Source organism: Streptomyces sp. NPDC047981 (assembly GCF_040653315.1).
Lineage (GTDB): Bacteria > Actinomycetota > Actinomycetes > Streptomycetales > Streptomycetaceae > Streptomyces.
In genome coordinates this window covers 1-24,585 of sequence record NZ_JBEZNQ010000043.1, presented here as the reverse complement: position 1 = coordinate 24,585, position 24,585 = coordinate 1, and the positions used below count along the sequence as shown (strand labels likewise).

Annotated in this window: 18 protein-coding genes, 1 pseudogene and 1 CRISPR repeat array; of the genes and pseudogenes, 16 read left to right on the top strand and 3 right to left on the bottom strand. The window is 69.1% G+C overall.

Annotation, left to right across the window (positions count from 1 at the left end):
* Positions 1-14 precede the first annotated feature (14 nt).
* From casB to AB0E14_RS24310, 13 genes and pseudogenes are all read left to right on the top strand, one after another.
* Positions 15-620, top strand: a complete 606-nt coding sequence (gene casB / locus AB0E14_RS24370; RefSeq protein WP_362421809.1) for a type I-E CRISPR-associated protein Cse2/CasB — start codon at positions 15-17, stop codon at positions 618-620.
* Between the two features lie 114 nt (positions 621-734).
* Positions 735-1,889, top strand: coding sequence for a type I-E CRISPR-associated protein Cas7/Cse4/CasC (gene cas7e / locus AB0E14_RS24365; protein ID WP_362421806.1), 1,155 nt, complete (start codon positions 735-737; stop codon positions 1,887-1,889).
* Complete coding sequence (gene cas5e / locus AB0E14_RS24360) at positions 1,886-2,683, top strand: type I-E CRISPR-associated protein Cas5/CasD (protein WP_362421803.1); 798 nt, start codon at positions 1,886-1,888, stop codon at positions 2,681-2,683. Before cas7e ends, cas5e begins: the two co-directional genes overlap by 4 nt.
* A gap of 5 nt (positions 2,684-2,688) precedes the next feature.
* Positions 2,689-3,444 carry a type I-E CRISPR-associated protein Cas6/Cse3/CasE gene (cas6e, locus tag AB0E14_RS24355; RefSeq protein ID WP_362421932.1) on the top strand — a complete coding sequence of 252 codons (756 nt, stop codon included), beginning with the start codon at positions 2,689-2,691 and terminating at the stop codon, positions 3,442-3,444.
* Positions 3,445-3,511: 67 nt separating this feature from the next.
* Positions 3,512-6,531: a CRISPR direct-repeat array (repeat unit 28 nt; unit sequence GTCGACCCCGCGCCTGCGGGGATGCTCC).
* 387 nt (positions 6,532-6,918) lie between these two features.
* Positions 6,919-7,998 (top strand): LacI family DNA-binding transcriptional regulator, encoded by a 1,080-nt coding sequence (locus AB0E14_RS24350; RefSeq protein WP_362421800.1) that lies wholly within the window; start codon positions 6,919-6,921, stop codon positions 7,996-7,998.
* A 370-nt stretch (positions 7,999-8,368) separates the two neighbouring features.
* Positions 8,369-9,607, top strand: coding sequence for an extracellular solute-binding protein (locus AB0E14_RS24345; RefSeq protein ID WP_362421797.1), 1,239 nt, complete (start codon positions 8,369-8,371; stop codon positions 9,605-9,607).
* Complete coding sequence (locus tag AB0E14_RS24340; protein WP_362421794.1) at positions 9,604-10,527, top strand: sugar ABC transporter permease; 924 nt, start codon at positions 9,604-9,606, stop codon at positions 10,525-10,527. Before AB0E14_RS24345 ends, AB0E14_RS24340 begins: the two co-directional genes overlap by 4 nt.
* Positions 10,524-11,387, top strand: a complete 864-nt coding sequence (locus AB0E14_RS24335) for a carbohydrate ABC transporter permease (protein WP_362421791.1) — start codon at positions 10,524-10,526, stop codon at positions 11,385-11,387. Before AB0E14_RS24340 ends, AB0E14_RS24335 begins: the two co-directional genes overlap by 4 nt.
* 47 nt (positions 11,388-11,434) lie before the next feature.
* On the top strand, positions 11,435-12,592 hold the full coding sequence (locus tag AB0E14_RS24330) for an ADP-ribosylglycohydrolase family protein (protein WP_362421789.1): 1,158 nt from the start codon (positions 11,435-11,437) through the stop codon (positions 12,590-12,592).
* Positions 12,589-13,917: pseudogene (locus tag AB0E14_RS24325) on the top strand (ADP-ribosylglycohydrolase family protein); the annotation flags it as partial. The gene AB0E14_RS24330 and the pseudogene AB0E14_RS24325, both read left to right, overlap by 4 nt.
* Positions 13,897-14,907 (top strand): ribokinase, encoded by a 1,011-nt coding sequence (locus AB0E14_RS24320; RefSeq protein WP_362421929.1) that lies wholly within the window; start codon positions 13,897-13,899, stop codon positions 14,905-14,907. The pseudogene AB0E14_RS24325 and the gene AB0E14_RS24320, both read left to right, overlap by 21 nt.
* Before the next feature lie 151 nt (positions 14,908-15,058).
* Positions 15,059-16,255 carry an ROK family transcriptional regulator gene (locus AB0E14_RS24315; protein ID WP_362421787.1) on the top strand — a complete coding sequence of 399 codons (1,197 nt, stop codon included), beginning with the start codon at positions 15,059-15,061 and terminating at the stop codon, positions 16,253-16,255.
* Positions 16,256-16,400: 145 nt separating this feature from the next.
* On the top strand, positions 16,401-18,035 hold the full coding sequence (locus tag AB0E14_RS24310; RefSeq protein ID WP_362421784.1) for a glycoside hydrolase family 13 protein: 1,635 nt from the start codon (positions 16,401-16,403) through the stop codon (positions 18,033-18,035).
* Positions 18,036-18,121: 86 nt separating this feature from the next.
* On the opposite strand, the gene AB0E14_RS24305 is transcribed toward AB0E14_RS24310, so the two are convergent.
* The 3 genes from AB0E14_RS24305 to AB0E14_RS24295 form a co-directional block, all read right to left on the bottom strand.
* The gene (locus AB0E14_RS24305) at positions 18,122-19,651 is read right to left on the bottom strand and encodes a hypothetical protein (RefSeq protein WP_362421781.1); all 1,530 of its coding nucleotides are present in this window, start codon (positions 19,649-19,651) and stop codon (positions 18,122-18,124) included.
* Between the two features lie 63 nt (positions 19,652-19,714).
* Positions 19,715-20,656 carry a PmoA family protein gene (locus AB0E14_RS24300; RefSeq protein WP_362421779.1) on the bottom strand — a complete coding sequence of 314 codons (942 nt, stop codon included), beginning with the start codon at positions 20,654-20,656 and terminating at the stop codon, positions 19,715-19,717.
* A complete protein-coding gene (locus AB0E14_RS24295) occupies positions 20,656-21,855 on the bottom strand; it encodes a Gfo/Idh/MocA family oxidoreductase (protein ID WP_362421776.1) in 1,200 nt (399 codons plus the stop codon). Before AB0E14_RS24295 ends, AB0E14_RS24300 begins: the two co-directional genes overlap by 1 nt.
* Before the next feature lie 299 nt (positions 21,856-22,154).
* Here AB0E14_RS24295 and AB0E14_RS24290 point away from each other — a divergent pair, with 299 nt between their 5' ends.
* Genes AB0E14_RS24290 through AB0E14_RS24280 form a run of 3 tightly spaced genes read left to right on the top strand, consistent with a single transcriptional unit; the run spans position 22,155 to position 24,569 of the window.
* The gene (locus AB0E14_RS24290) at positions 22,155-23,162 is read left to right on the top strand and encodes an ABC transporter permease subunit (protein ID WP_362421774.1); all 1,008 of its coding nucleotides are present in this window, start codon (positions 22,155-22,157) and stop codon (positions 23,160-23,162) included.
* Entirely contained in the window at positions 23,159-24,049 is an 891-nt protein-coding gene (locus AB0E14_RS24285) for a carbohydrate ABC transporter permease (protein ID WP_362421772.1), read from the top strand. The genes AB0E14_RS24290 and AB0E14_RS24285 overlap by 4 nt, the downstream gene beginning before the upstream one ends.
* A gap of 28 nt (positions 24,050-24,077) precedes the next feature.
* Positions 24,078-24,569, top strand: coding sequence for a hypothetical protein (locus tag AB0E14_RS24280; protein WP_362421769.1), 492 nt, complete (start codon positions 24,078-24,080; stop codon positions 24,567-24,569).
* Positions 24,570-24,585 lie beyond the last annotated feature (16 nt).

The window sequence follows — 24,585 nt, the reverse complement described above, 5'->3', positions numbered from 1 at the left end:
GTCTGGACACGGTCATGACCGAAGAAGACTTCACGAAGCAGAGAATCTGGCACCGCTACACCGCCGCGGACGGCACCTGGCGCCGCAAGAGCGGCAACGCGGCGGAGCAACGTCCGCCCGGCGAGGACCTCGCGGTGCTGCGCCGAGGACTGGGCCGTCCCGCCGGAACCGTGCTGGAGATGTTCCCCTTCTACACCTGCCCCGTCGACGACTTCGCCGCCCGCCGCGGAGAGGTCTCGGCCGAGCAGGAGGCCGAGCACATCGCGCTCGCCCTCTACGGACTTCACCAGCAGAGCCAGAACGCGCCGATGCACCGGGACGGCATCGGTCTCGGACGGGCCATGCTCGAACTCAGGCGCCACGACCGCACCAGCGACGAGGCAGTGGACTCGCGCTTTCAGCAGGCGTTCTCCGCAACGGCCACGGCAGGCCTCCAACTCCGGCTACGCGGCCTGATCACCCAGCTCAAGGACATCAAGCAGCCCCTCGACTACGACCGCCTGGCCTCCGACATCCACCAATGGAGCCGGCCCGACACCCGCTCCCGCGTCCGCCGCCGCTGGGGCCTGGACTACTACGGCTGGACCCAGAGGACGACGGCTCCACGATCGGGCCGCTGACCAACAGCCTGCCCGAGGCCCAGGCCCGCAGAGCTGCCCAGGTGACGGCGCGCCCGCATGAGCAACGGCCGCAGACGACCGATTCCCGCTCGACATTCGACTTGGAGCAACCCGATGACTCAGCGCCTCTACATCGACCTGCACGTCGTCCAGACGGTCCCGCCCGCCAACCTCAACCGTGATGACCAGGGCAACCCCAAGGAAGCCATCTACGGTGGGGTACGCCGCTCCCGCGTCTCCTCCCAGGCGTGGAAGCGCGCATCCCGCCAGCACTTCGACGCCCAGGCCCCCGAGCCCGATCGCGCCACCCGCACCAAGCGCATCACCAACGAGCTCAGCACTAGGATCGAGCGGAACACCAGCCTGGACCGCGAGAACGCCGGCCGGATCGCCGCCGCCCTGCTCGCTCAGCTCGGCCTGAGCCAGGGCAAGAAGGCCGGTGACACCGCCTACCTCCTCTTCTACGGCAACGCCCAGCTCGACGCCGTGGCCGACCTCGTCACCGACCGCGCCGCCGACCTCGTCGGCCTGGGCGAAAAGGCTCTGGCCGAAGCAGTCAAGGAACTGCCCGTCGCGGAAAGCTTCAGGACCGGACACCCCGTGGGCGTCGCCCTGTTCGGCCGTATGGTCGCCGACATCCCCAAGCTCAACGTCGACGCCGCCGTACAAGTGGCCCACGCCCTGTCCACCCACGAGACACAGCTCGAATTCGACTACTTCACCGCCGTCGACGACCAGAACGAACAGGACGAGACCGGCGCCGGAATGATCGGCACCATCGGCTTCAACTCCGCCACCCTCTACCGCTACGCCACGGTCGGATTCGCCCAGCTCACCGACAACCTTGGCGGCGACACCGAAGCCGCCCTCGACGCCCTCGACCGGTTCGTCGACAGCTTCGCCCTCTCCACCCCCACCGGCTACCAGAACGCCTTCGCCCACCGAACCCGGCCCAGCCTCGTGGCAGTCGTCGTGCGCACCGACCAGCCCGTCAACCTGGTCTCCGCCTTCGAAGAGCCTGTCGCGGCGGAAGCCGGTATCCAGGCGAACTCGGCCCGTCGCCTGGCCGAAGAGCACATCACCGCCATGCAGGTCTGGGGCGACACCCCCCTCTACGGTGCGGCCAGTCACACCTTCACGACCCGCGAACCCCGCACCAAGGACACCGCCGAAACCCTCACTCAGGCCTTTGGTGAACCCGTCACCTTCGCCGACCTGCGCACCACCTTGCGCGCCCGCATCACCACCGCCCTGGGGGAAGAGGCGTGACTTCGTCCGACCACACTTCCGTCCTCCTGCTGCGGCTCGCCGCCCCACTCCAGTCCTGGGGCGACCGCAGCACGTTCAACCGCCGTGAAACCCGGCCCGAACCCACCAAGTCCGGAGTCGTCGGACTTCTCGCCGCCGCTGCGGGGCGCTCCCGCTACGCAGCACTGGACGACCTCGCCGGGCTCGGACTCGGCATCCGTATCGACCAGCCAGGCAGCATCCTGCGCGACTACCACACCGTCAGCGACTACCGCGGCCAGCCACTGCTCTCCGCCGCCGTGACCGCCAAGGGGCTACAGAAACCCACTTCGCCCGCCAAGCACACCCACATCACCCAACGCTTCTACCTCCAGGACGCCATCTTCCTGGCGGCCGTGGAAGGCCCCCACGAGCTCATCACCACCCTCGACCACGCCGTACGCCACCCCGCCTTCCCCCTCGCCCTCGGCCGCCGATCCTGCGCCCCCGCCCAGCCGCTGGTCCTGGGACAGCGCACCGGCTCGCTCGAAGACGTGCTGCGCGCGGAGCCGTGGCAGGCATCCGCCGCAGTGCGCAAGCGGTGGGGGCGCGAGAACGGTAACGCCGCTCACGTCGACCTTCCCGCCACCCTCGACGACCCGGAAGGAGACGAAGTCCGCGACGACGTCCCCCTGTCTTTCGCCCCCACAAGCCGAACCTTCACCACCCGCCGCACCCGCCACACCTACCTCGAAGCTCCCACCGGCCTCACCCCCGACCCCGCACGGCCGCAGACCACCGGCGGCCACGACCCCTTCGCCCTCCTGGGCTGGTGACCGACATGCCGTACCTCTCCCGCATCCGCATCAATCCCCTGCGCGCCGAAAGCCGCAAACTCCTCGCCAGCCCGCGCGCCATGCACGCCGCGGTCCAAGGAGGCGTCCCCGGCCTACCCGAACAGGCACGCACCCTGTGGCGTCTCGACCCCGACAACCCCCACCGTCCCCAGCTCTTCGTACTCACCACGGACAAGCCGGACTGGACACACCTGGTCGAACAGGCAGGATGGCCCGACGCCGACGGCGAGCACTACGCCATACGCGACTACGCCCCGCTCCTGCAGCAACTCGCTCCTGGCCGCAGCTTCGCCTTCCGCCTCACCGCGAACCCCGTCCAGAACACCAGCCGTCCCGACAAGCCCACCACGCTGCAGCAGACACGCATCGAAGCCGGAGAACGACGGCGGGGCTTCCGACTGGGGCATCGCACCGCCACGGCTCAACTCAACTGGTTCCTCAGCCGCACCGAACGGTGGGGCTTCGAAGTCCCCACCGCCTCCCACCTGGACAAAACCCAGGACCCGGACGACGACACACCCCGCGACATCCGAATCACCAAGCGCCAACGCCGTTCGTTCGGCAAAGGCCTTGGCACCGCGAAAGAAGCCCACGTCGTCATGAACTCCGTGACCTTCGAGGGAAGCCTGCGCATCACCGACGCCGCACTCCTCACCGAACGCCTCCTTGCCGGCATCGGCCCCTCCAAGGCATACGGCTGCGGACTGCTCACCCTCGCCCCGCTTCCCGATAGAGAGTGAACACCCGTGCCCGACATCGGGTGGAAGGCGGACTCCCAGGACCTGCACCGTTGGTGTCACTCCAGACATCGACCCCGCGCCCGCGGGGATGCTCCGAACGAGCGGAGTTCGATGACGACGCGCCCCCGGTCGCCCCTGCGTCTACGGGGATGCTCCGAGCTTCCCGCCCTCGGTGCGCTCGATGACTCGGTCGACCCCCGCGCCTGCGGGGATGCTCCGGCCCACCACCCCGCCGCCCTCTACGCCGGGCTGTCGACCCCGCGCCTACGGGGATGCTCCGAGCGTGCCGAGCTGCTTCTTCATCGCCTTGGAGTCGACCCCGCGCCCGCGGGGATGCTCCGGTGTTCAGGGCGACGGCGGCGTTGAATCCGGTGCCGACCCCGCGCCTGCGGGGATGCTCCGTGGCTGTAGGACAACGCGATCAAGCCCGCGTTGTCGACCCCTCGTCTGCGGGGATGCTCCAGCACCCGCCTCCACGACAGGCGCCTCCACCGTGTCGCCCCCGCGCCTGCGGCGATGCTCCGTAGGCGGGGGTACTGAGGCGACTCACACGCGGTCGACCCCGGGCCTGCGGGGATGCTCCGATCATCGACCTTTACGCGCGGATCATGGCCACGTCGACCCCGCACCCGCGGGGATGCTCCCCAGGGCTACTACAGCTCCACCAACGGGATGCAGTCGACCCCGCGCCTGCGGGGATGCTCCCCAGTGGACCACCCCCCTGTGGTGGGACAAGACGTCGACCCCGCGCCTGCGGGGATGCCCCGTCGAAGGCCGGCACCGGGGCCTGGCCCGGGCGGTCGACCCCGCGCCTGCGGGGATGCTCCGGCGGAGACGAGTCCGCCGATGACGTGGCCGATGTCGACCCCGCGCCTGCGGGGATGCTCCGCACTGGCAGTCCATCAAGACCGGCGTGGTCAAGTCGACCCCGCGCCTGCGGGGATGCTCTGGGCAAGTTCTACGAGAACGGCGCCACGCCGAGGTCGACCCCGCGCCTGCGGGGATGCTCCCTCGGCAGCGGACCGCGCGTCCGGTGTGCACAAGTCGACCCCGCGCCTGCGGGGATGCTCCGAACGGTGGGTTCGAGGTCACGCAGACCGTCGTCGTCGACTCCGCGCCTGCGGGGATGCTCCGCTGTCAGGCCAGCCGTACGACACGGGCGCCTGATCCACCCCGCGCCTGCGGGGATGCTCCGAAGAAGAGCCGCGAGCACCCCCGCAAGAACGAGTCGACCTCGCGCCTGCGGGGATGGTCCGAAGACCGAGCTCGGAACCGCGCCGGGCCTGTCGTCGACCCCGCGCCTGTGGGGATGCTCCGGTGTAGTCAGTGACGGCCTGGCCGTCCTGGTGGTCGACCCCGCGCCTGCGGGGATGCTCCGCGAGAACGATGAGCACAGACCCCGTTTAGAAAGTCGACCCCGCGCCTGCTGGGATGCTCCGGTCTCCGCGAGCGCGAGGGCCTTGGTGGTGACGTCGACCCCGCGCCCGCGGGGATGCTCCGGCGGCGATCTTCGGGCCGAGGGTAGCGGTTATGTCGACCCCGCGCCTGCGGGGATGCTCCGTGGTGTGGCGAGCCGGTACGGCAGGAGATCGTGTCGACCCCGCGCCTGCGGGGATGCTCCCCGCGACAGCCCCGACGTGCCGCACCCGGACAGGTCGACCCCGCGCCTGCGGGGATGCTCCGCGTTGCAAGGCAGCGTTCGCGGTCGTCGTGAAGTCGACCCCGCGCCTGCGGGGATGCTCCGACCCGCACGCTCGGTCGTGCCCTGGAATCCCTGGTCGACCCCGCGCCTGCGGGGATGCTCCGGACGTCTGGGTTCCCATCTAGGCCGCCGGAGTGTCGCCCCCGCGCCTGCGGGGAGGATCCGGCCGGTCCGATCAAGTGCCAGGGCACCACGGGGTCGATCCCACGCCTGCGGGGATGATCCGCACAGACCCTAGGGTCTAGCTTGTGGAGTGCGGTCGACCCCGCGCCTGCAGGGGTGATCCGTACACCGGTACCTGCATCCTGCTGGAGTACCAGTCGACCCCGCGCCTGCGGGGATGCTCCGAGGGCAGCGAGCATGGCCGGCGTCTCCCCCGAGTCGCCCCCGCGCCTGCGGGGATGCTCCGTGTCGGTCGAGGTGGAGGACAAGGACGTCACCGTCGACCCCGCGCCTGCGGGGATGCTCCGGACATGAGGGCGAGCGCCACGGCGGTGCCGAGGTCGACCCCGCGCCTGCGGGGATGCTCCGGTCCGCCACGACCGGCGGCAGGGTGCCCCGCGGTCGACCCCGCGCCTGCGGGGATGTCCCGCGCCCCCCGATGAGAAGATCGCGCGACTCGTCGTCGATCCTGCACCCGCAGGGATGTTCCGCCGTCCTTGTGTCCCCGCTTGGCCAGGGTGCGGTCGACCCCGCGCCTGCGGGGATGCTCCGGGCGACGTCGCGCGCGAGGACTGGTCCACCGAGTCGCCCCCGCGCCTGCGGGGATGCTCCGGCGCCCGACCTGAGCACCGCCGCGGACCCGCTGTCGACCCCGCGCCCGCGGAGATGCTCCGCTGGTAAAGCACATCTTCTGGTCGGCGAAGGAGCCGACCCCGCGCCTGCGGGGATGCTCCGGGGCACGGCTGGACGAGGCCGGGGCCCGGCGGGTCGACCCCGCGCTTGCGGGGATGCTCCGGATTCCGGGATCCCGGAGGTCGAAGGGTGCTCGTCGACCCCGCGCGTGCGAGGATGCTCCGCGCCGCTGACGGCCACCGCGTCGCACGGCCCGGTCGCCCCCGCGCCTGCGGGGATGCTCCGGCCTTGAGCTGGTCGACGGTCATCTCCTCCACGTCGACCCCGCGTCTGCGGGGATGCTCCGTAGTTCTCGCGATGCGCGCGCCGAGGGCTGGGGTCGACCCCGCGCCTGCGGGGATGGTCCGGCCGAGCAGATCGTGGCCGGCGCCGAGCACACGTTGACCCCGCGCCTGCGGGGATGCTCCCTCACGGGGGCGAGCTGACGAAGGCCTCTTGAAGCCGATCCCGCGCCTGTGGGGATGGTCCGCAGCACAGAAGCGCCGCACCGAGGGGGCCAAGGTCGACCCCGCGCCTGCGGGGACGGTCCGGTCTTGGGCGAGGTCGGCGCCGGATACGTCAAGACGTCTGCGTTCGGCGGCGTCGCCACGAAGCGTGACCTACTGCGCGAACTCGGCGAGTTGTCGGTCCGGTCCTGTGGCCATGTTGTGCGGCCGCGTGACGCGCGAGGGGACAGGGACGGGTTTGAGCGCCGCCAGGCGCAAGGCGGGGATGTCGACGAGTGCGAGGCCGCTGCCAAAGCCTGACTTCGCGGGGGTGTGGGCCCCTGACCCGGGAGGTCGACCATCCCCCGGGCCAGGGGCCCGTTCTGCTGCGCGGGGGATGACGTGGCCGCAGCTTCCGGCCCCCTCTTGACGAGATCGGGACGCTGCCGCAGACTTCCGTAAGAACGTTTACAAGAACGTTTACAAGAACGATTGCAGAACGTCGCCGGCAAGGATCGCCGGGAGCAGGATGGGGTCACGATGGCAGGAACGCCGAAGCCGACACTTGCGAAGGTCGCGGAGCGCGCAGGCGTGTCCGTCGCGTCGGTGTCCCGGGTGCTGAACGGGCTGCCGGCGACGCCCGAGATGACAAAGCGGGTCACTGAGGCCGCCGAGGCGCTGTCCTACGTACCGGACGCCTTCGCCCGCAGTCTGCGTGCAGGCCGCACCTTCCAGGTGGCGCTTGCCGTCGCCGACATCGGCAACCCCACCTATGTGGCGATGATGCGTACCGTCGAGGCGGCCCTGCGCCCGACGAACTACCGGATCGTCCTGTACTCGACAGGCACTGACACCGACGGTGAGCTGGCCTTCGTCGAGAGCCTGCGCAGCGGGACCGTGGACGGCCTGATCCTGCAGACCGTGCGCGCCCGGGACGAACTCCTTGAGGCCCTCGCCGAGTTGCCGATGCCCGCAGTGGTGATCGGCAATCTCCCGGACGGTGCCGACGTCGATTGCGTGCGTACCGACTCCGGACTGGGTATCGGACTGGCGGTGCGGCATCTCGCCGACATGGGCCGCCGACGGATCGCGCTGCTCAACGGACCTGTCGAAACGGCGCCAGGACGGATCAGGCTGCAAGGCTTCGAGGAGGCGATGCGCGCTCGCGGGTGCACCGTGGAACCCGGCATGGTCATGGAGTGCGCGGACTTCAACCATCACGACGGATACCTGGCTGCGGCCGCCCTCCTGGAGGAGCACGCCCCGGACGCGATCGTGTGCGCCAACGACCTGATCGCGATGGGCGCACTGCGTGCACTCACCGAGCGGGGTCTGCGCATTCCCCAGGACGTGGCGGTGACCGGTATGGACGACACCGACCTCGCGGCCATGTGCAACCCGCCGCTGACAACGGTGTCGCTGGGTGCCGAGGAGAGGGCGGGACTCGCAGTCGAGCTTCTGCGGGAGCGCATCGAGGACCATGAGCGCCCGGTGGCCTGTCGGGAAGTCGTTCCCTCGCTCGTCGTCAGGGAGTCGAGCCGATCCGTCGACCAGTTCATGGACCGGAGCTGACGGACCCACCTCTCCCACGTCCAGGTGCTGACGGCCCTCCGGCCGAGTGCTGACGCCCACTTCCTCACGTGCGTAGGCGATCGACGCAAGCGGCAAGCGACCGACGCACGCGGACGCCCCTGCACGCGGACGACCCATGCACGCAATCCCTCACGCGCCCTGCGTGATCCGCACGGTCGCGCCGAGCCGTCATGCCCGCGCGTCACCGATTACGTACACAACCGACCCGATACGCAACCGACCATCCCCCAGAGCGGAGACGAAGGTGTCCCTGTCCCGTCGCAGATTTCTCTCGGCCGTCGGAGGGGCGGGCCTGTCGGCCGCGGCCCTGTCCGCGTGCGGCGGTGAACCGTCCGCCCAAGAGCTCCGGATGTGGGGAAAGTTCTCCAACACCGAGACCCGCGGCTACTTCCAGCGCGGCTTCGTCGATGTCTACAACCGCACGGCCCGGCGCCCCGTGACACTCCAGTCGAAGCCCACCAGCTCCTTCGAGCGGATGGTCCAGACGGCCCTCGCCGCCGGCAAGGCACCCGACCTCATCGAGACCGGATCCACCGCACAGGTTGTCAAGTACGCCAAGGCCGGCTACCTCGTGCCGCTCGACTCCATCGCGCGCAGGGACGACTGGGCGTCGAGGATGCTGCCCTGGGCGTTGGACGCGGGCCGGGTCGACGGGCACCTCTACACGGTTCCCAACGCCTACGAGACCCTCCTGTGCGTATACAACAAAGACACGTTCGAGAAGTACGACTGGCAGGTCCCCGTCAGCAGGGACGATTTCGAGGAGCTCTGCGCCGAGGCCAAGGGCCGCGGCCTCATCCCGATCGGCGCCGGCTCGGCGAGCGCACATGATGTCAGCCAGTGGTTCGTGACGATCGCCTTCAACAGCTTCGCCGGACCGGAGGCCGTCCACCAGGCGCTGACGGGCCGGGCACGCTTCTCCGATCCCGTCTTCGTGGACGCCATCACGCTCCTCAACAGCTACTTCCACAAGGGCTGGTACGGGGGAGGCGTCGAGGACTACTTCACCAACACCTTCGAGAGCCTCTACTCGAAACTCGCCAAGGGCGAGGTCGCGATGGAGCACACCGGTTCATGGGCCTTCGCCGAGCTCCTTCCCTACTTCCACGAGTCGGGCCGGGACGCGGCATGGGACTGGGCGCCACTTCCGTCCCTGTCCCCCTCGCAGACCACCGCACCGCCGTTCACGCTCGCCGTCGGCGGCACCTGGAGCGTCAACAGCAAGAGCCCGCATGCCGAGGAAGCGGCCGAGTTCCTCAGCTGGGTCGTCGGCAATCCGCAGCGTCAGCTCGCGGGTTTCAAGAGCGTCGGGCTCCAGCCGATGCCGATTCCGCTCGCCGCCTCCGACTTCGTCAAGGGCACCGACCCGAGGCTGGCGCGTCTGTACACCGAACTCGCACAAGCCCAACGGAACGGCTACACGACATGGACTTTCCTGCCACCGGAGACGATGACGTTCTGCTACCATGGCATGGACTACGTCCTGACGGGACGGCTGACACCGGCCGAGTACTGCGCACAGCTGGACCGGCTGTTCACGTCGGAGCGCAGGAGCGGCAAGGTCCCGGCCGTGCCGAGCCCGTCATGACCGCGACCGCGGCCCGCCCGGCGGGCCCCCTCGTTCACCGGCCCGGCAGCCATCGGGACAAGCCCAGGCGCCGAGCGACTTCCACGGGCCGCGCCGCCTGGGTGCTGCTCACCCCGCTGATCGCGATCAACGCCCTCGTGGTAGCGATTCCCTCCCTGCTGAGCGTGTACTACTCGTTCACCGACTGGTCGGGGATCGGCGAGGCCCGCTTCATCGGGCTCGACAACTACACCACGATGTTCACCGACCCTGAGATCCGGATCGCGCTGGGCAACAACCTGCTGTGGACCGTCGGGTTCCTCACCTTCCCGATGGCCATGGCACTCGCGGGTGCGTTCCTCCTCACCCGCATCCGACGCTTCCAGATTCTCTTCCGGATCTGCTTCTTCGTTCCGTACGTCATCGGTGCGGTGCTCAACAGCGCCATCTGGCGCGTGCTGCTGTCGCCGGACACCGGCATCGGCAGCGTGTTCGACATCAATCCGCTGGGAGACCCGGATCTCGCGCTGGGCTCGGTCGGTGTGGTCACCACCTGGGGGTGGTGGGGCTTTCTGCTCGTGATCTTCCTGGCCGCGATGCGGGGGGTGAACCCGTCCGTCTACGAGGCGAGCGAGCTCGACGGCGCCGGCCCGTTGCGCCAGTTCCTGTCGATCACCCTGCCGAGCATCCGGCCCACCTTCGTCTTCCTCGCCCTGCAGACCGTCATCTGGTCCTTCATGTCCTTCGACTACATCTTCATCCTCACCGGCGGTGGTCCTGGCGGCGCGAGCGACATGCTCAGCACCGTGCTGTACCGGGACTCCTTCTCCGCCAACCGTGCCGGATACGGCTGTGCGATGGGCGTGCTCATCGCACTCATCGCCGTCGCGGTCCTGTCGGTGTACTACCTCCTCCGCCGCCGCAAGGGATGGGAACTGTGACCCTCACATCCAGCTTTCGCGTACGTACGCCCCGGCGCCGCGCGCGGCACGCCTCGTGGCCGTATGTGCCGCTCGCCTTCCTGCTCGTCTTCGCCGTCGGTCCGCTGGTGTTCGTCGTGCTGACGGCGTTCAAGACGCAGAGCGAACTGAGCGAGCGCCCCTTCGCCCTGCCCGAGCACTGGCAGTGGTCTAACTTCACCACGGCGTGGACGCAGGCCAACCTCGCGGCCGGACTGACCAACAGCCTGGTCGTGATCGTCGGTTCGGTGGCCGGCGTCTGCCTCGTCGGCGGTCTCGCCGCCTACTCGCTGGCGCGACTGCACCCGAAGGGCTCGGGCGGGGTCGTCACGGGTCTCATGGTCGGCGGCGCCATGCCCAAGCAGCTGTTCCTGCTGCCGCTGTTCTTCATCTGGGCCCAGATCGGGCTCTACGACTCGCTCATCGGCCTGATCCTCGTCTACATCGCGATCTTCTCGCCGTTCGCGACCCTTCTGCTGCGGTCGTTCTTTCAGGCTCTGCCCAAGGAGCTCGAGGAAGCGGCGCGGGTGGACGGCGCAGGCATGCTCCGCACCATCTTCGGTGTCGTCCTGCCCGTGGCCTGGCCCGGACTGCTGACCGTCGCGCTGATCACCGCGATCAACGTCTATCACGAGTTCCTTTTCGCGGTGACCTTCCTCAACGACGAGACCAAACAGCCCGTCTCGACCAGCCTGTACGCCTTCCAGTCCGGCTACACCACCGACTACGCGCTCCTCAGCGCCGCCGGGATCGTCATCCTGCTGCCCATGCTCGTTCTCTTCCTCGCTCTGGAACGCCGCTTCACCGAGGGCGTCGCGGGCACCGGTCTGTCCGGCAGCTGACCGGTCAGCTTCTCTTGCGCACACATCACTTCACGGAGAGCACCCTTATGAACGTCCTGGAATCCCGTGCCATCGGAGCACTCGCCGGAGCCGCCGTCGGCGACGCCCTGGGCGGGGCCACCGAAGGCTGGTCGGTCGAGCAGATCCGGGCCCGGTACGGCGGTCCGGTCACCGGGATCGTCGAACCCTTCCGTCCGGACTGGCAGGACTTCAAGCCCATCTCGCCGTACCACAAGGGCGATGGGCACGTCACAGACGACACCTTGATGACCAATCTGCTGGTCAGGGTGTACGAAACCAAGCGCGACCACCTCGACGCGTACGACATCGACGAGCTCCTTGTGCCGCTGATGATCGGTGAGAAGGTGTGGATTCCGGAGCTTGAGCGGGAGGCCGCCCCGTTGATCCGTGTCTTCCTCGCGGAGAAGTGGATCGTCACGCGACTGCACTACGCCCACGTAGATCCGCGTGAGGCCGGTGTCGGCAACGCGGTCAACTGCGGCGCCGCCATGTACGCCGCTCCCACCGGTGTCGCCAACGCCGGCAATCCGAGGGCCGCGTACGCCGAGGCGATCGACTGGGCCGGGGCCCACCAGTCGAGCTTCGGCCGGGAAGCCGCTGGTGTCTTCGCGGCCGCGGTGGCCGCAGCGCTGTCTCCGGGCGCGAGCGTCGCCTCCGTGGTCGACGCGGCGCTCGCCGTCGCCCACGACGGCACGCGTGCCGCGATCGAGGCCGTCTGCGAGCAAGCTCAGAACGTGGACGACCCCCTGGAGGCGTACGACGCGCTGCGCGCTGCGGTGCGGCCGTTCGACCTCGTCGCCGACGCCTACCGGGAGCGGGGCATGGCCGCGCACAGGCCTTCCCGGCTGCACTCTATCGAGGAACTCCCTGTAGCGCTCGGCATGTTGGTCGCAGGCCGCGGCGACTTCCGGGCTTCGGTGCTCGGCGGTGTCAACTACGGGCGTGACGCGGACTCGATCGCCACCATGGCCGGCGCGATTTCCGGGGCGCTGTACGGCGTGGACGCGGTGCCCGCCCAGTGGCGTACGGACATCGGCGATGCCAGCCGACTGGACCTGGAGGCCGGTGGACGTGTGATGGCGCAGGTGGCCCGCGAGATCTTCGCGCGGGACCAGGAGCGTGCGGCGGCCACGACCACGGCCTTCACCGAGCTGGCCGGCCAGGCGGAAGGCGCTGCGCGATGAGGGTGACCTGGGTACAGCCGGAGGACGTCCTCGCGCATGAGCTTCAGCAGTCGGCGGACGAGGGCCGCGACGTGGCCGCGGTCGCAGCGCGCTGGAGCGCGGCCGGCGGGTCGGTGACCGGGCCGCACAACGGGGCGTCACACCCTGCGGCGTCACCTGAACTAAGGGCTCTCGCTGCCGAGTTGTCTGACGAACTCGCGGCCCTGCCCGTCGACCCGGCCCAGGCGCTGGCCGAGCCCGACGACCTCGCCGGGATCTTCGCGGTGGCACCCCCGGTCCCCGCTCTGCCCGCCCTCCCACAGGCGGCCGCTCTTTCCGATCGGATTCTGGGCGGCTGGCAGGGACGTGCCGCGGGCTGTCTGCTGGGCAAGCCGGTGGAGAAGATCCCGCGCGAAGGCATCCGCGAGATCCTCGAAGCCACCGGCCGCTGGCCGCTGAGCGAGTGGTTCACCGCGGATGGCCTGCCGGACGACGTCGCCCGGCGGTGGCCGTGGAACCGCCGCAGCCGTACCACCAGCCTGGCCGAGAACATTGACGGCATGCCGGAGGACGACGACCTCAACTACCCGCTGATCGCCCTCGCGTTGCTCGAACGCCACGGCCACGGTTTCACCACCGATGATGTCGCGGACCTGTGGCTGACCGACATGCCCGGCGGCCGCGCGTTCACCGCCGAGCGCGTCGCCTACCGCAACCTCCTCGACGGTGTCGCACCGCCGGACACGGCGACCGTGCGCAACCCGTACCGCGAGTGGATCGGCGCCCAGATCCGCGGTGACGTCTACGGCTGGGTGCGTCCCGGCGATGTGCGCGGAGCGGCCGAACTGGCCTGGCGGGACGCCCGACTGAGCCACACGCGCAACGGTGTGTACGGCGCGATGTTCGCCGCCGCACTGGTGTCCGCCGCGTGCGTCTGCGATGACGTCGACGTGGTGCTCGATGCCGCGCTGTCGGTCGTCCCACGCGAGTGCCGTCTCGCCGAGGCGGTGCGTTTCGCCCGGGAAACCGCGGCAGAAGGCGGCGAGTTCGAAGCCCGAGTCGACCGCCTCTATGCCCGCTACGGCCATCTGCACTGGGTGCACGTCCTCAACAACGCGGCGCTGGTCACGCTCGCGCTCGCGTCAGGGCGCGGGGACTACTCGGCGAGCATCTGCCATGCGGTCTCCGGTGGTTGGGACACCGACTCCAACGCCGCGACCGTCGGTTCGGTCGTCGGCACGATGCTGGGCGCGACCGCGCTGCCGCAGCGCTGGATCGCCCCGCTCCGTGACCGCCTTGCCACCAGCATGCCCGGGTTCGACGGTGTGCGCTTCACCGACCTGGCGGCTCGCACCGTAGCGTTGGCCGGCGCGACGGCCGATGGCGAAGCCTCCACAGCCGGGGGTGAGGCATCTGCGGCGGGTGGGCCGAGGGTGGTCGTCGTGGGCAGTGCCAACCTCGATCTGATCACCGAGGCTCCCGAACTCCCGCAGTCCGGCGAGACCGTGCTCGGGACCTCCGTACGCCGCGAACCGGGCGGCAAGGGTCTCAACCAGGCCGTCGCCGCCGCGGCGTTCGGCGCCCGCACCTCGCTGATCGCCGCCATGGGCGACGACCCGTCGGGCGCCGTGCTCCTCGATGCCCTGCGGCGGCGCGGTGTCGATACGACGCACTGCAGGACCGTGCCCGGCACCGATACGGGTACGGCCGTCGTCACCGTCGATGATGCAGGGGCGAACCACATCGTCGTGATCCCCGGCGCCAACGGCTCGCTGACCGGACTAACGGACGCCGACCGTGAGTTGATCGCGCAGGCGGACGTGGTGCTGTGCCAGCTGGAGATCCCGCCGACCACCGCGACCGAAGCCGCCGTCACCGCCCGTCGGCACGGCGTGCCGGTGCTGGTGAATGTCTCTCCGGCGCGAGATCTTCCGCCCGAGCTGCTCGAAGCGGCCTCGGTCCTGATCGTCAACGAGCATGAGGCCGCCCATCTTCGGCGTGCCGAAGCCGGCATCCCGGCCGGTGTGGCCATCCTGACCACCTTCGGCGCGGACGGTGCGGAGCTGGCCGCAGCAGGACCAGGCGGAGTGAACGGGACGAACGGCCCGATCAGGGCCGCGGCCCCTCTGGCCGACCCCGTCGATTCCACCGGCGCTGGAGACACCTTCGCTGGAACGTTCGCCGCAGCCACGGCGGAGCGGAGTGCCCCTGCCCTCGCTCTGGAGGTCGCTTGCGCCGCAGCCTCCTTGTCGGTGGAGCGCCCGGGCGCCAGCGCCTCGGTGCCTACGCGGGCCGAGACCCTGGACCGCCGCCGCTCGTTCTACCTCCGGCCCTAAGGCGCTTGGTCAAACCGCACGACGAGCCCCGGACTTGCTTGAGAGTCCGGGGCTCGTCGTATGCCCCGAGATGCTTTATTGACACGGGAAAGAAAGATGCTGGAGGATCACACCCGGAAGCGACTTGGTGCAGCGTTGTGCGGAGGTGGACATGGGGCCCGGCGACACGATCCTCGACGACCGGTACGCCGTACGCGACCGGAACAGCGCTGCGGTCTTCGGGGCGATCATCACCAAGGGGCCGCTAGCCCGGAGCGAGCTCGCCGTGCTGACGGGCCTGTCGCAGGCCACGGTCACCAAGGTGGTCGCCCCGATGCTGGAGGCCGGGTACGTCCACGAGCACGAGGGCAGCTCCACGGGGGGCCGCCCCCGCGTCCCGCTGAGCATTCGACCCGACCGCCGTTTCGCCGTCGGCGTCAAGATCATGGAACGCGAGCTCATCGGCGTCGTCGTCGACCTCTCGGGCCGCGTCGTGGCCCAGCGGCGCGCCCACCTGGAGTCGACGCAGGTGCCCGCCGTGGTGGATAGCACGGGGGAGCTCGTACGCCAGTTGCTTGCCATGGACGAGGCGTTCGGCTCCCGGACCTTCGACCTTGGTGTCGGTCTGGCAGGCCAGATCGACAACACCGGCCGTTCGCTGCGGACTTCGTCGATGCTGGGCTGGCAGTCCGTCGCGCTCGCCGAGCTGTTGGAGGCGGAGACAGGGCTGCGCACGACCATCGAGAACGATGTCAACGCCCTCGCCGTCGCAGAGCAGTGGTTCGGCGCAGGCGTGGACGTCCCCTGGTTCGCCGTCGTGACCGTGGGCGCCGGCATTGGCAGCGCCCTGGTGCTCGACGGCCGACTGATGCCCGGTGCCCGAGGCGCGGCAGGTGAACTGGGACACGTGGTGGTCGCTCCAGGGGGCCGGTGGTGCCGCTGCGGCAACCGCGGCTGCCTGGAGACCATCGCGTCCGACCCGGCCATCCTCGCCTCCATCACCGAGGCCGGAGGTCCGTCGGACCTCGACATGGCCCGTGCGGCAGAACTCGCGCGCCAGGGGGACCCGGCCGCGGTCGCGGCGTTCACCCGGGCGGGGGCTGCCATCGGGTCGGGGATCGCGACGCTGGCCAACCTCGTCAATCCCGAGCGGTTCATCCTGTCCGGCGAAGGACTCATCGCCTCCGATCTGCTCCTCAGCACAGTGCGCGAGACCTTCGCCGCTCAGACACTTCCGGGCAGCGGGACATACGAACTGGTGGCCCGACCCCTCCCGGACGAGACCTGGGCTCGCGGCGCCGGTGCCGTGGCGCTGCAGGGCATCTTCACGGGAAGCACGCACATTCCCGGCCCCGCACGCAAGGTCTGAGAACCAGGGCTCGGCCGAGCCTTCGTTCCCGCGAGCGTCGTCGCCCCGGTATTCGAGCACCAGCTCCCACTCCGTACTGCGCGCCTGCCTCAATCCGAGGCGTTTCGATCTGCCCTTCCCAGCCCACTCACGAGCAGGAGACCTCATGAGCACATCGACGACGCCGGACGCGTCTTGGTGGCGCGGAGCGGCCATCTACCAGATCTATCCGCGCAGTTACGCAGACGGGAACGGCGACGGGATCGGTGACATCGCCGGCATCCGGGCCAGACTGCCGCACCTTCGGGGTCTGGGCGTCGACGCGGTGTGGATCTCGCCCTGGTACGTCTCGCCCATGGCGGACGCCGGATACGACGTGGCCGACTACCGGGACATCGACCCGCTGTTCGGCACTCTCGACGAGGCCGAAGAACTCATATCCGAGGCCCATGGGATCGGCCTGCGGATCATCGTCGACCTAGTCCCCAACCACTGCTCCGACCAGCACCCCTGGTTCCGTGCGGCCCTGCACGCCGGCCCGGGTTCCCCGGTGCGTGAGCTGTTCCATTTCCGTCCCGGCCGCGGTGATCACGGTGAACTGCCGCCGAACGACTGGCAGTCATGCTTCGGCGGGCCGGCGTGGACCCGTACGACGGAACCCGACGGCACCCCGGGGGAGTGGTACCTGCACCTCTTCGCTCCGCAGCAGCCGGACTGGAACTGGGAACACCCGCAGGTGCGGGACGAGTTCGAGTCGATCCTGCGGTTCTGGCTCGACCGAGGCGTCGACGGCTTCCGGATCGACGTGGCGTCGTTGCTTGTCAAGCAGGAAGGACTGCCCGACAAGGCCGCGCTCGCACCGGGCGCGCCGGCTCCCGACGCGGACCGGCCGCAAGTCCACGAGATCTACCGCGCCTGGCGCCGGATCTCCGACTCCTACGCCGACGAACGAATCTTCGTGGGCGAGCTGTGGGTCTCACCGGAGTCCCTGCCCCGCTATCTGCGCCCGGACGAGCTGCACACCGGATTCAACTTCCCGTTCCTGCAGGCTACATGGGAGCCCGCCGCGCTCCGTACCGTGATCGACGAGACCCTCGCCCAGCACGCCCCGGTGGGAGCGCCCGCGACCTGGGTCCTCGGCAACCACGACGCCACCCGCGTTGTGACGCGGTACGGCCGCGCGGACACCTCGTTCGTCGAGCGTCAGCAGCCCGTCCCCACGGACCTCGAACTCGGCATACGACGGGCTCGTGCCGCCGCCCTGCTCAGCCTCGCCCTTCCTGGCAGCGTCTACATCTACCAGGGCGAGGAGCTCGGCCTCTGGGAGGTCGAGGACATCCCGCTCGACCAACGGCAGGACCCGGCCATCCAACAGTCAGGAGGCAAGGACCCCGGACGCGACGGCTGCCGCGTCCCGTTGCCGTGGGAAGGGGAGGAGCCCCCGTTCGGCTTCAGTCCTCCGAAGGCACAGAGCGAGCTCTGGCTGCCTCAGCCGCCGGCCTGGAAGAACCACACGGTCGCGGCGGAGACCGGCGACCCGGACTCCATGCTGGAGCTGTATCGCCGGGCATTGCACATCCGTCGCTCCGAAACAGCCTTGGGGGACGGTACGTTGACCTGGCTGCCCTCACCCGACCAGGTGCTCGCGTTCTCCCGCGGCGACGGCTTCCACTGCCTGGTCAATTTCTCCCAGGACTCTGTCGGGCTCCCCGCACACGCAGAACCCGTACTCACCAGCTCACCCCTCGACGAGGGCCTGGTGCCTTCGGACACCGCCGTCTGGTTCCACACCCGGTCGTAGCGCTGCAGCAGCAACAAGAAGGGCGCCGGTGGGGGCAATCGCCCCCACCGGCGCCCTTCTCCACCCCGAATAGGGGTGGAGCCGACTCAGTGCGTGGCGAACCGCAGAACGAACCGGGTCTCGCCGTCGCCGGGTGCGTCGGTCCGGACGTACTCGATGTGCAGCACCTCGCCCGACCGGGAGATCACGGCATCGGTCCCCTGCGCCGGTGCCACCTGCACCGTCACCCCTGGCAACTCCCAACGTGTGGCAGTGATGTGCTCGTCGGCGGTCTGCGGTGCGCAGACCTCGAAGCGCAGCGGGGAGTCGTCGCTCTGTCCGGCACGGTGGACGAGTCTCAGAACCCCCTCTTCGTCGACCCGAGCGTCGACCGGAGTTCCGGGCGCCGCGCGCAACCAGTGCACACCGCCGGTGGTTCCGGGTTCCTTCCAGTGCACGGCCACAGGGCAGTACTGAGAGGTCCACGTCTCGACGAATCGGCCCGCTTCCTGAGCGGAGCCCGTGTCCTGTGCGCCGATCAGAAGCCGCTCGCCGATCCACGACGTGGCGACCCTGTGCGGTGCCGCCGTGACGGTCGTGGACACATGGCGGGGCCCCGCGAAGTCGGTCAGCCGCTTGCTCATCTCCTGCGTCGGCACGGCGGCGAGCAGGGCGAAGCAGGGGGCGAAGCACCAGTCGTGCGCGTGCTGCGCACCGTCGGGACCGCCGCTGGGCAGGGGAGCGTGCGCGCCCGCGGTGACCAGCTCGATCCACAGTCCGAGCAGCGAGGCGTAGCGCTGGAGGTCCATTCCGTACGAGCGGTCGTAGGGCCCGGCGATGTTGCGCAGCTCGGGGTGGTACCTGTCGGCGATCTCCTCCCACAGCCGGCTCTCCATCTCGGCGCCGGTCCCGCGCAGCACAGGGGAGGCTGACAGGCCGCGCCACAGTGCGAGCCCATAGAGATCCACGCCGTAGTACGTGGGCGAGTTGAACTCCGGGAAGGTGCCGGTCCTCGCCCACAGAGCATGCACTTCGGTGGCCAGTGCCTCACCTGCCGTGCACAGCTCGGGCCGGTCCTGGCGTCGGCCGACACCATCGTAGAGATACGCCGCCATCAAGGCGATGTTCGTGTATCCGGCGGAGACTCCGCGCTGCCGCGATCCCGCGGTCGCCAGCGCGAGAGCGTGGTCGATCTTCGTCACCAGGGCAGCGGGTAGGTCGTCCTCGAACTCGTGCAGGATCAGCAGGAGGGCGGTTCCGATGAACTCCCGCCAGTTCGGGTCGTAGTCGCGCCATTCGGCGGCGTCAGGCCCGGGGTCCGGCTCGCCGGGCCAGCGACGCCACGTTCCGTGGGCGACCTGACCCGGCTGCGAGAACTGGTTGGCCAGCACGCTCTCGACAGCCTCCACCGCACGCGTCCTGTCGTCCGCGCCGCCTCGGCTGAGCAGCCCGACCGCGTACCAGATGGTCTCCCGGACCATATGGGTGTGGGGGGCCAGCGAGGGCGTGGCGCGCAGCAGTGCGGCGTCCGGATCCCACAGGGTGTCCATCCAGTCCGTCGCCGTCGCGCTCGACAGCCCTGCATTTGGGACGAGTTCGCGCTGATGGGCGGCCCGGGCGCTAGGTGGGGCGTTCATGCGGGTCCTTCCGTTCCAGGTCGGTACGTGGTGTCAGGCGTGCCGGGTATCGCGGGTTGCGCATCACCAGGTATGCGTGCCGAGATAGTTCGAGGCGCGGTGCTCGTCCCACGCGCCGTCGGCCACCACGACCCGGTAGCGATAGCGGAAGCTGTCACCCGGCGGCAGCTCGAACTCCTCATGGAACGCCCACGAGAGCGCCACCGTGGGGATGGGTTCGGAGCGGACGAACCAGTGCGACGCGTGGATCGCGTCGTCGTTCTCGGGCGCGTGGGCGAAGAGCAGCGTGCTGGCGGCGTCGACGTCGTCGTGTGTGCCGGTGAAGGCGAGCCACGGCGACCGCGTACCCATCACCTTGGCCGCGCCCTCCTCGCCCGGGGCCCCACAGCCGGCCGGTGTGCGGACGTCGCCGCCGGTGAAGGCGCGCGGGCCGCGCCAGGCGAGGCCGGTGTAGCCGGCGCGTTCGCGGCCGGCGGTGGTGGGCGAGCCGAATCGCAGGGGTTCGGACCGGAGGTTGGTCAGCTCGGTCGTCCAGTCGACGACGTAGGCGCCTTCGGCAAGTTCGGCCGAGTGCACCTCGATCGTGCGGCGCTCGCGCGCCCAGGCGTCGCCATGGTGGGTGACCCAGGTGAGGGACTCGGTGAACCGCAACCGCGTCGGATCCGAGGTGTCGAAGGCCTCGAAGCCGTCGTGGCGCAGCGAGCCGACCTGTTCGGGTACGTCCCGGTAGCCGTGCTCGGGTCCGTGGTAGCTGTGGCCGCCCCAGAAGTTCTGGCCGGACAGATGACTCGCGGACATCTGCAGGCCCTTGTGCCAGCGGTGGTCGTGGGGCCGGTAGCCGGACACGAGCCGCCCGGACAGGGTGCGCAGCGGGTGGATGTACGGCTTGGGCGCCTCGTAGGGGTCGGGGTCGGGCTTGTAGACGTAACTGAGCAGGTCTGCCCCGGCCGCGGACACGGTGACGCGTTCGCCATGAGTGTGCGTGATGGTGAGGTGCGCGTTCATCACTCCTGGTCCTTCTTCGTTTCGGGCGCCCAGTCGGGGTGACTGCCGTGCATGGCCGTGTAGTAGGGGTCTCCGGGGCCGATCTCGCCCCGGTGGACGGGGCTTCCGGTGAACGCCGCCTTGTACAGCGCGGCGGTGAACTCCAGCGTGCGGCGCGCATCGGCACCGCTGCCCGCAGGGCGGCGCCCCGAACGCAACGCGTCGAGGATCACGTCTAGTTGCGCGGTGTGTGAACTGGGGACGTCGGCCGAAGGGGTGCGCCAGCGGCGGACGCGTTCCGGGTCGGAGCCGGCGTTCCGTGTGGGTGTGTACACCCAGTCGTCGTTGGAGTGCCCGTACAGGTGGGTGAGTTCGACGGTTGCGTCGGTGCAGTCGATCCGGATGCGGCTGTGCTCGTCGGGTGAGAGGACGCTGTTGACGACGGTCGCCAGGGCGCCGCTCTCGAAGCGCACCAGGGCCGTGGACACGTCCTCGGTCTCGACGCCGTGCACCAGCCGACCGGTCATGGCCCGTATCTCGGCCCAGTCGCCGAGCAGGTACAGCAGCAGATCGGCCTGGTGGACGCCGTGACTCATGGCCGGTCCGCCGCCCTCCGCCGCCCAACGTCCGCGCCAGGGCACCGCGTAGTAGTCCGCGTCCCGGTACCAGGTGGTCTGGCAGTGCGCCACGAGTGGGTTGCCCAGCTCGCCCGCGAGGAGGAGACGGCGGGCATGGTCCGCGCCGGATCCGTACCGGTGCTGGAAGACCACGGAGGCGAACGGGCCGCCCGCTCCGCCGCCCCCGGCCGCCCCGCCGTCGGCCGCTCGGTCGTCGCCTTCGTGCGTGGTGATCTCGTCGTGCTCGGCGAGGGACAGGCACACCGGCTTCTCGCACAGCACCCAGGAGCCGGCCCGCAGGGCCCGCACCGTCTGCTGATGGTGCAGGAATGGTGGGGTGCAGATGAGGACCAGATCGGGCTGCTGCTCGTCCAGCATCTCGTCCAAGTCGGCGTATCCGGCGATGTCCCAGCCCGGACCCGTGCCCGGGAGCGCGGACGCCGCACGTATGAAGTCCGCCAGGCGGCCGGTGTCGACGTCGACTGCGGCGACGAGCTCCACCTCGCGTGAGTGGGCCCTGAGCGCGTTCAGATGCGCGCCGGCGATGGCTCCCGTACCGACCACTGCGGCTCTGAATCGGGGGGCGTCGTTGTGCACGGTCATTCGCTCCTTTGACGGGGGAGGCGCTCGACAGAGCAGCGGTTGAGATCGCTGCGGCGTCGCTGAGTGTGGCGCTTGTTATTTTTCCCTGTCAAGGAACTGTCTAGCGGGTGAGACGTCGCCTGGCGGGCCGTCAAGGGGCTCAATTCCTGTGCATTTAGGAACAGTTCGGGCGCCAGAAGGTGCATGGAAGAACTTCCTCCTGCTTTCTTGACACAAGAAAGATACGCAGGGATTCTGCTGCGCACGCCCCCATCGGGGGTCGGACCGCTCGATCCCTGGGGCGCTGAAGGAGTACAGGCATGCCCGAACAGACCGCCGTCGTACCCGACCGCGGTGAGGAGATACCGACAGCCTCGTGTCCCACGGAACGTGAGCAGAGGCAGTCCGCACCGCCGCACCACTCACTTTGGGCAAGGATCCGCCGCGACCGGATGCTGCTCCTCTTCGCCCTGCCGGGCGTCGCGCTCTTTGTCGCGTTCCACTACCTGCCGATCCTCGGCAACGCCATCGCGTTCAAGGACTACTTGCCGTTTCTCGGGATCCAAGGCAGCGAATGGGTGGGGTTCGAGAACTTCGAACCCTTGATCAACGGTGACCCTTACTTCCTCGACGCCCTGCAGAACACCCTGCTCATCACGGCAGTTCAGACCCTGTTCGTCTTCCCAGCGCCGATCGCCCTGGCCCTGCTGCTCAACAGCATGGTCTCGGAGCGCGTCAAACAGACCGTCCAGTCGATCCTCTACCTGCCGCACTTCCTGTCCTGGGTCGTCGTGGTCGCGATCTTCCAACAGGTCCTCGGAGGCACCGGATACATCTCCAACTTCCTGCGCCAGCACGGCGGTCAGGGCCTGGACATCATGAGCAACCCCGACACGTTCGTCGCGCTGCTCACCTCGCAGGTGATCTGGAAGGACACCGGCTGGGCCACCATCCTCTTCCTCGCCGTGCTCTCACAGATCGACAAGGAGCTCTACGAAGCATCGAGCGTCGACGGAGCCGGGCGGTGGCGGCAGATGTGGCACATCACCCTGCCCGGCATGCGCGGCATCATCATCATGCTGCTCATCCTCAAGCTGGGCGACTCCCTGTCCGTCGGCTTCGAGCAGATCATCCTGCAGCAGAAAGCCGTCGGCCTCGAAGTGGGAGAGGTCCTCGACACCTACATCTACAACAACGGTGTCCGAGGCGGCGAGTGGGGCGTCTCGGCGGCAGTGGGGCTGGTCAAGGGACTGGTCGGCGTCGTCCTCGTCTTCTCCGCGAACAAGATCGCCCATATCTTCGGCGAGGCAGGGGTGTACCAGAAGTGAGCACCACACGCATGCACGAGGGCCAGGCCCTGCCCTCGCCAGGAATGCGGCTCTTCAAGGGGGTTGTACTCACCCTCACCTGTGCACTGGTCGTGCTGCCCTTCATCGGGGTCGTCTCCACGAGTCTCGCCCCCAAGAAGCAGGTCACGGACGCCGGCGGCTTCGTGTTCTTCCCCGAAGGGCTGCAACTGGACGCCTACGCCTCGATCCTGGGCGGCGGCATGGTCACCCGCGCCATCGGCGTGAGTCTCTTCGTCGCGGTCGTCGGCACGGTGCTCTCCCTGACCGCGACCACGCTGCTCGCGTACTCCCTGGCCAACCCAAGGACAGTGGGACGCCGGTGGATGCTGCTCCTGGTGCTGTTCACCATGCTCTTCCACCCGGGCATGATCCCGATGTACCTGACGGTCAAGCAGGCCGGCCTGATCGACACCCTGTGGGCGCTCATCGTTCCCACGATGATCAGCGCCTTCAACGTGGTCATCGTCCGGGCGTTCTTCATGAACCTGCCACAGGAACTCTTCGAGAGCGCCCGTATCGACGGCGCCGGCGAGTGGCACATCTTCAGCCGCATCACGCTGCCGCTGTCGAAGGCGATCCTCGCCGTGGTCGGCCTCTTCTACGCGGTCGGCTACTGGAACGCCTTCTTCAACGCCGTTCTGTACATCAACGACCAGGCCAAATGGCCGATCCAAGTGGTACTTCGCACCTACGTAGTCGAGGCCAGCAAGCTCGGCGAAGAACAGGTGGGGCTGGAGAACATGCCCGCCCAGCCCTCGCTCCAGATGGCGATCCTCGTCATTTCCATCGTCCCGATCCTCGTCGTCTATCCCTTCCTGCAACGCCACTTCGCCAAGGGCGTCCTCACCGGCGCCGTCAAGGGCTAGCCCCCTCGTGAACAGGAGACCGACGTTCATGCCGCACCACACCTCCCGCCGCAGCCTGCTGCGCGTCGCGACAGCCACCGCCGCGGCCGCCGTTGTCGGCCCGTCGATGCTCACCGCCTGCTCCAGTGGTGTCTCCAGCGGTGGTCCGAGCGCCACCTCGGCCGCCGACCTGCCGAACTACACCCCGTACGCCGGGGTCAAGCCCGACCTCGTCGCCAAGCCGGGCCGTGCCAACGCCGGCTATTTCAGCTACCCTGCCGACCCGGTCAGGATCGTCACGAAGGCCCCCGGCGACGGCAAGCCGGTCAGCGGGATCCTCTCCAACGGCAACGTCGTACTGCCCGTCGGCGACAACCTGTACTGGCAGGGACTCAACAAGCGGCTCGGATCCGAACTCAAGCTGCAGATGGTGCCGGGCGGTGACGAGGGGTACTACAAGAAGGGGCCTTGTCCCCAAAAGGTGGACACCTGTTCGTGTCGTTATGCGGCAAGTGTCAGAGTAGCTGACTGCTGTTCGTAGACGTTCGGTGCCTGTT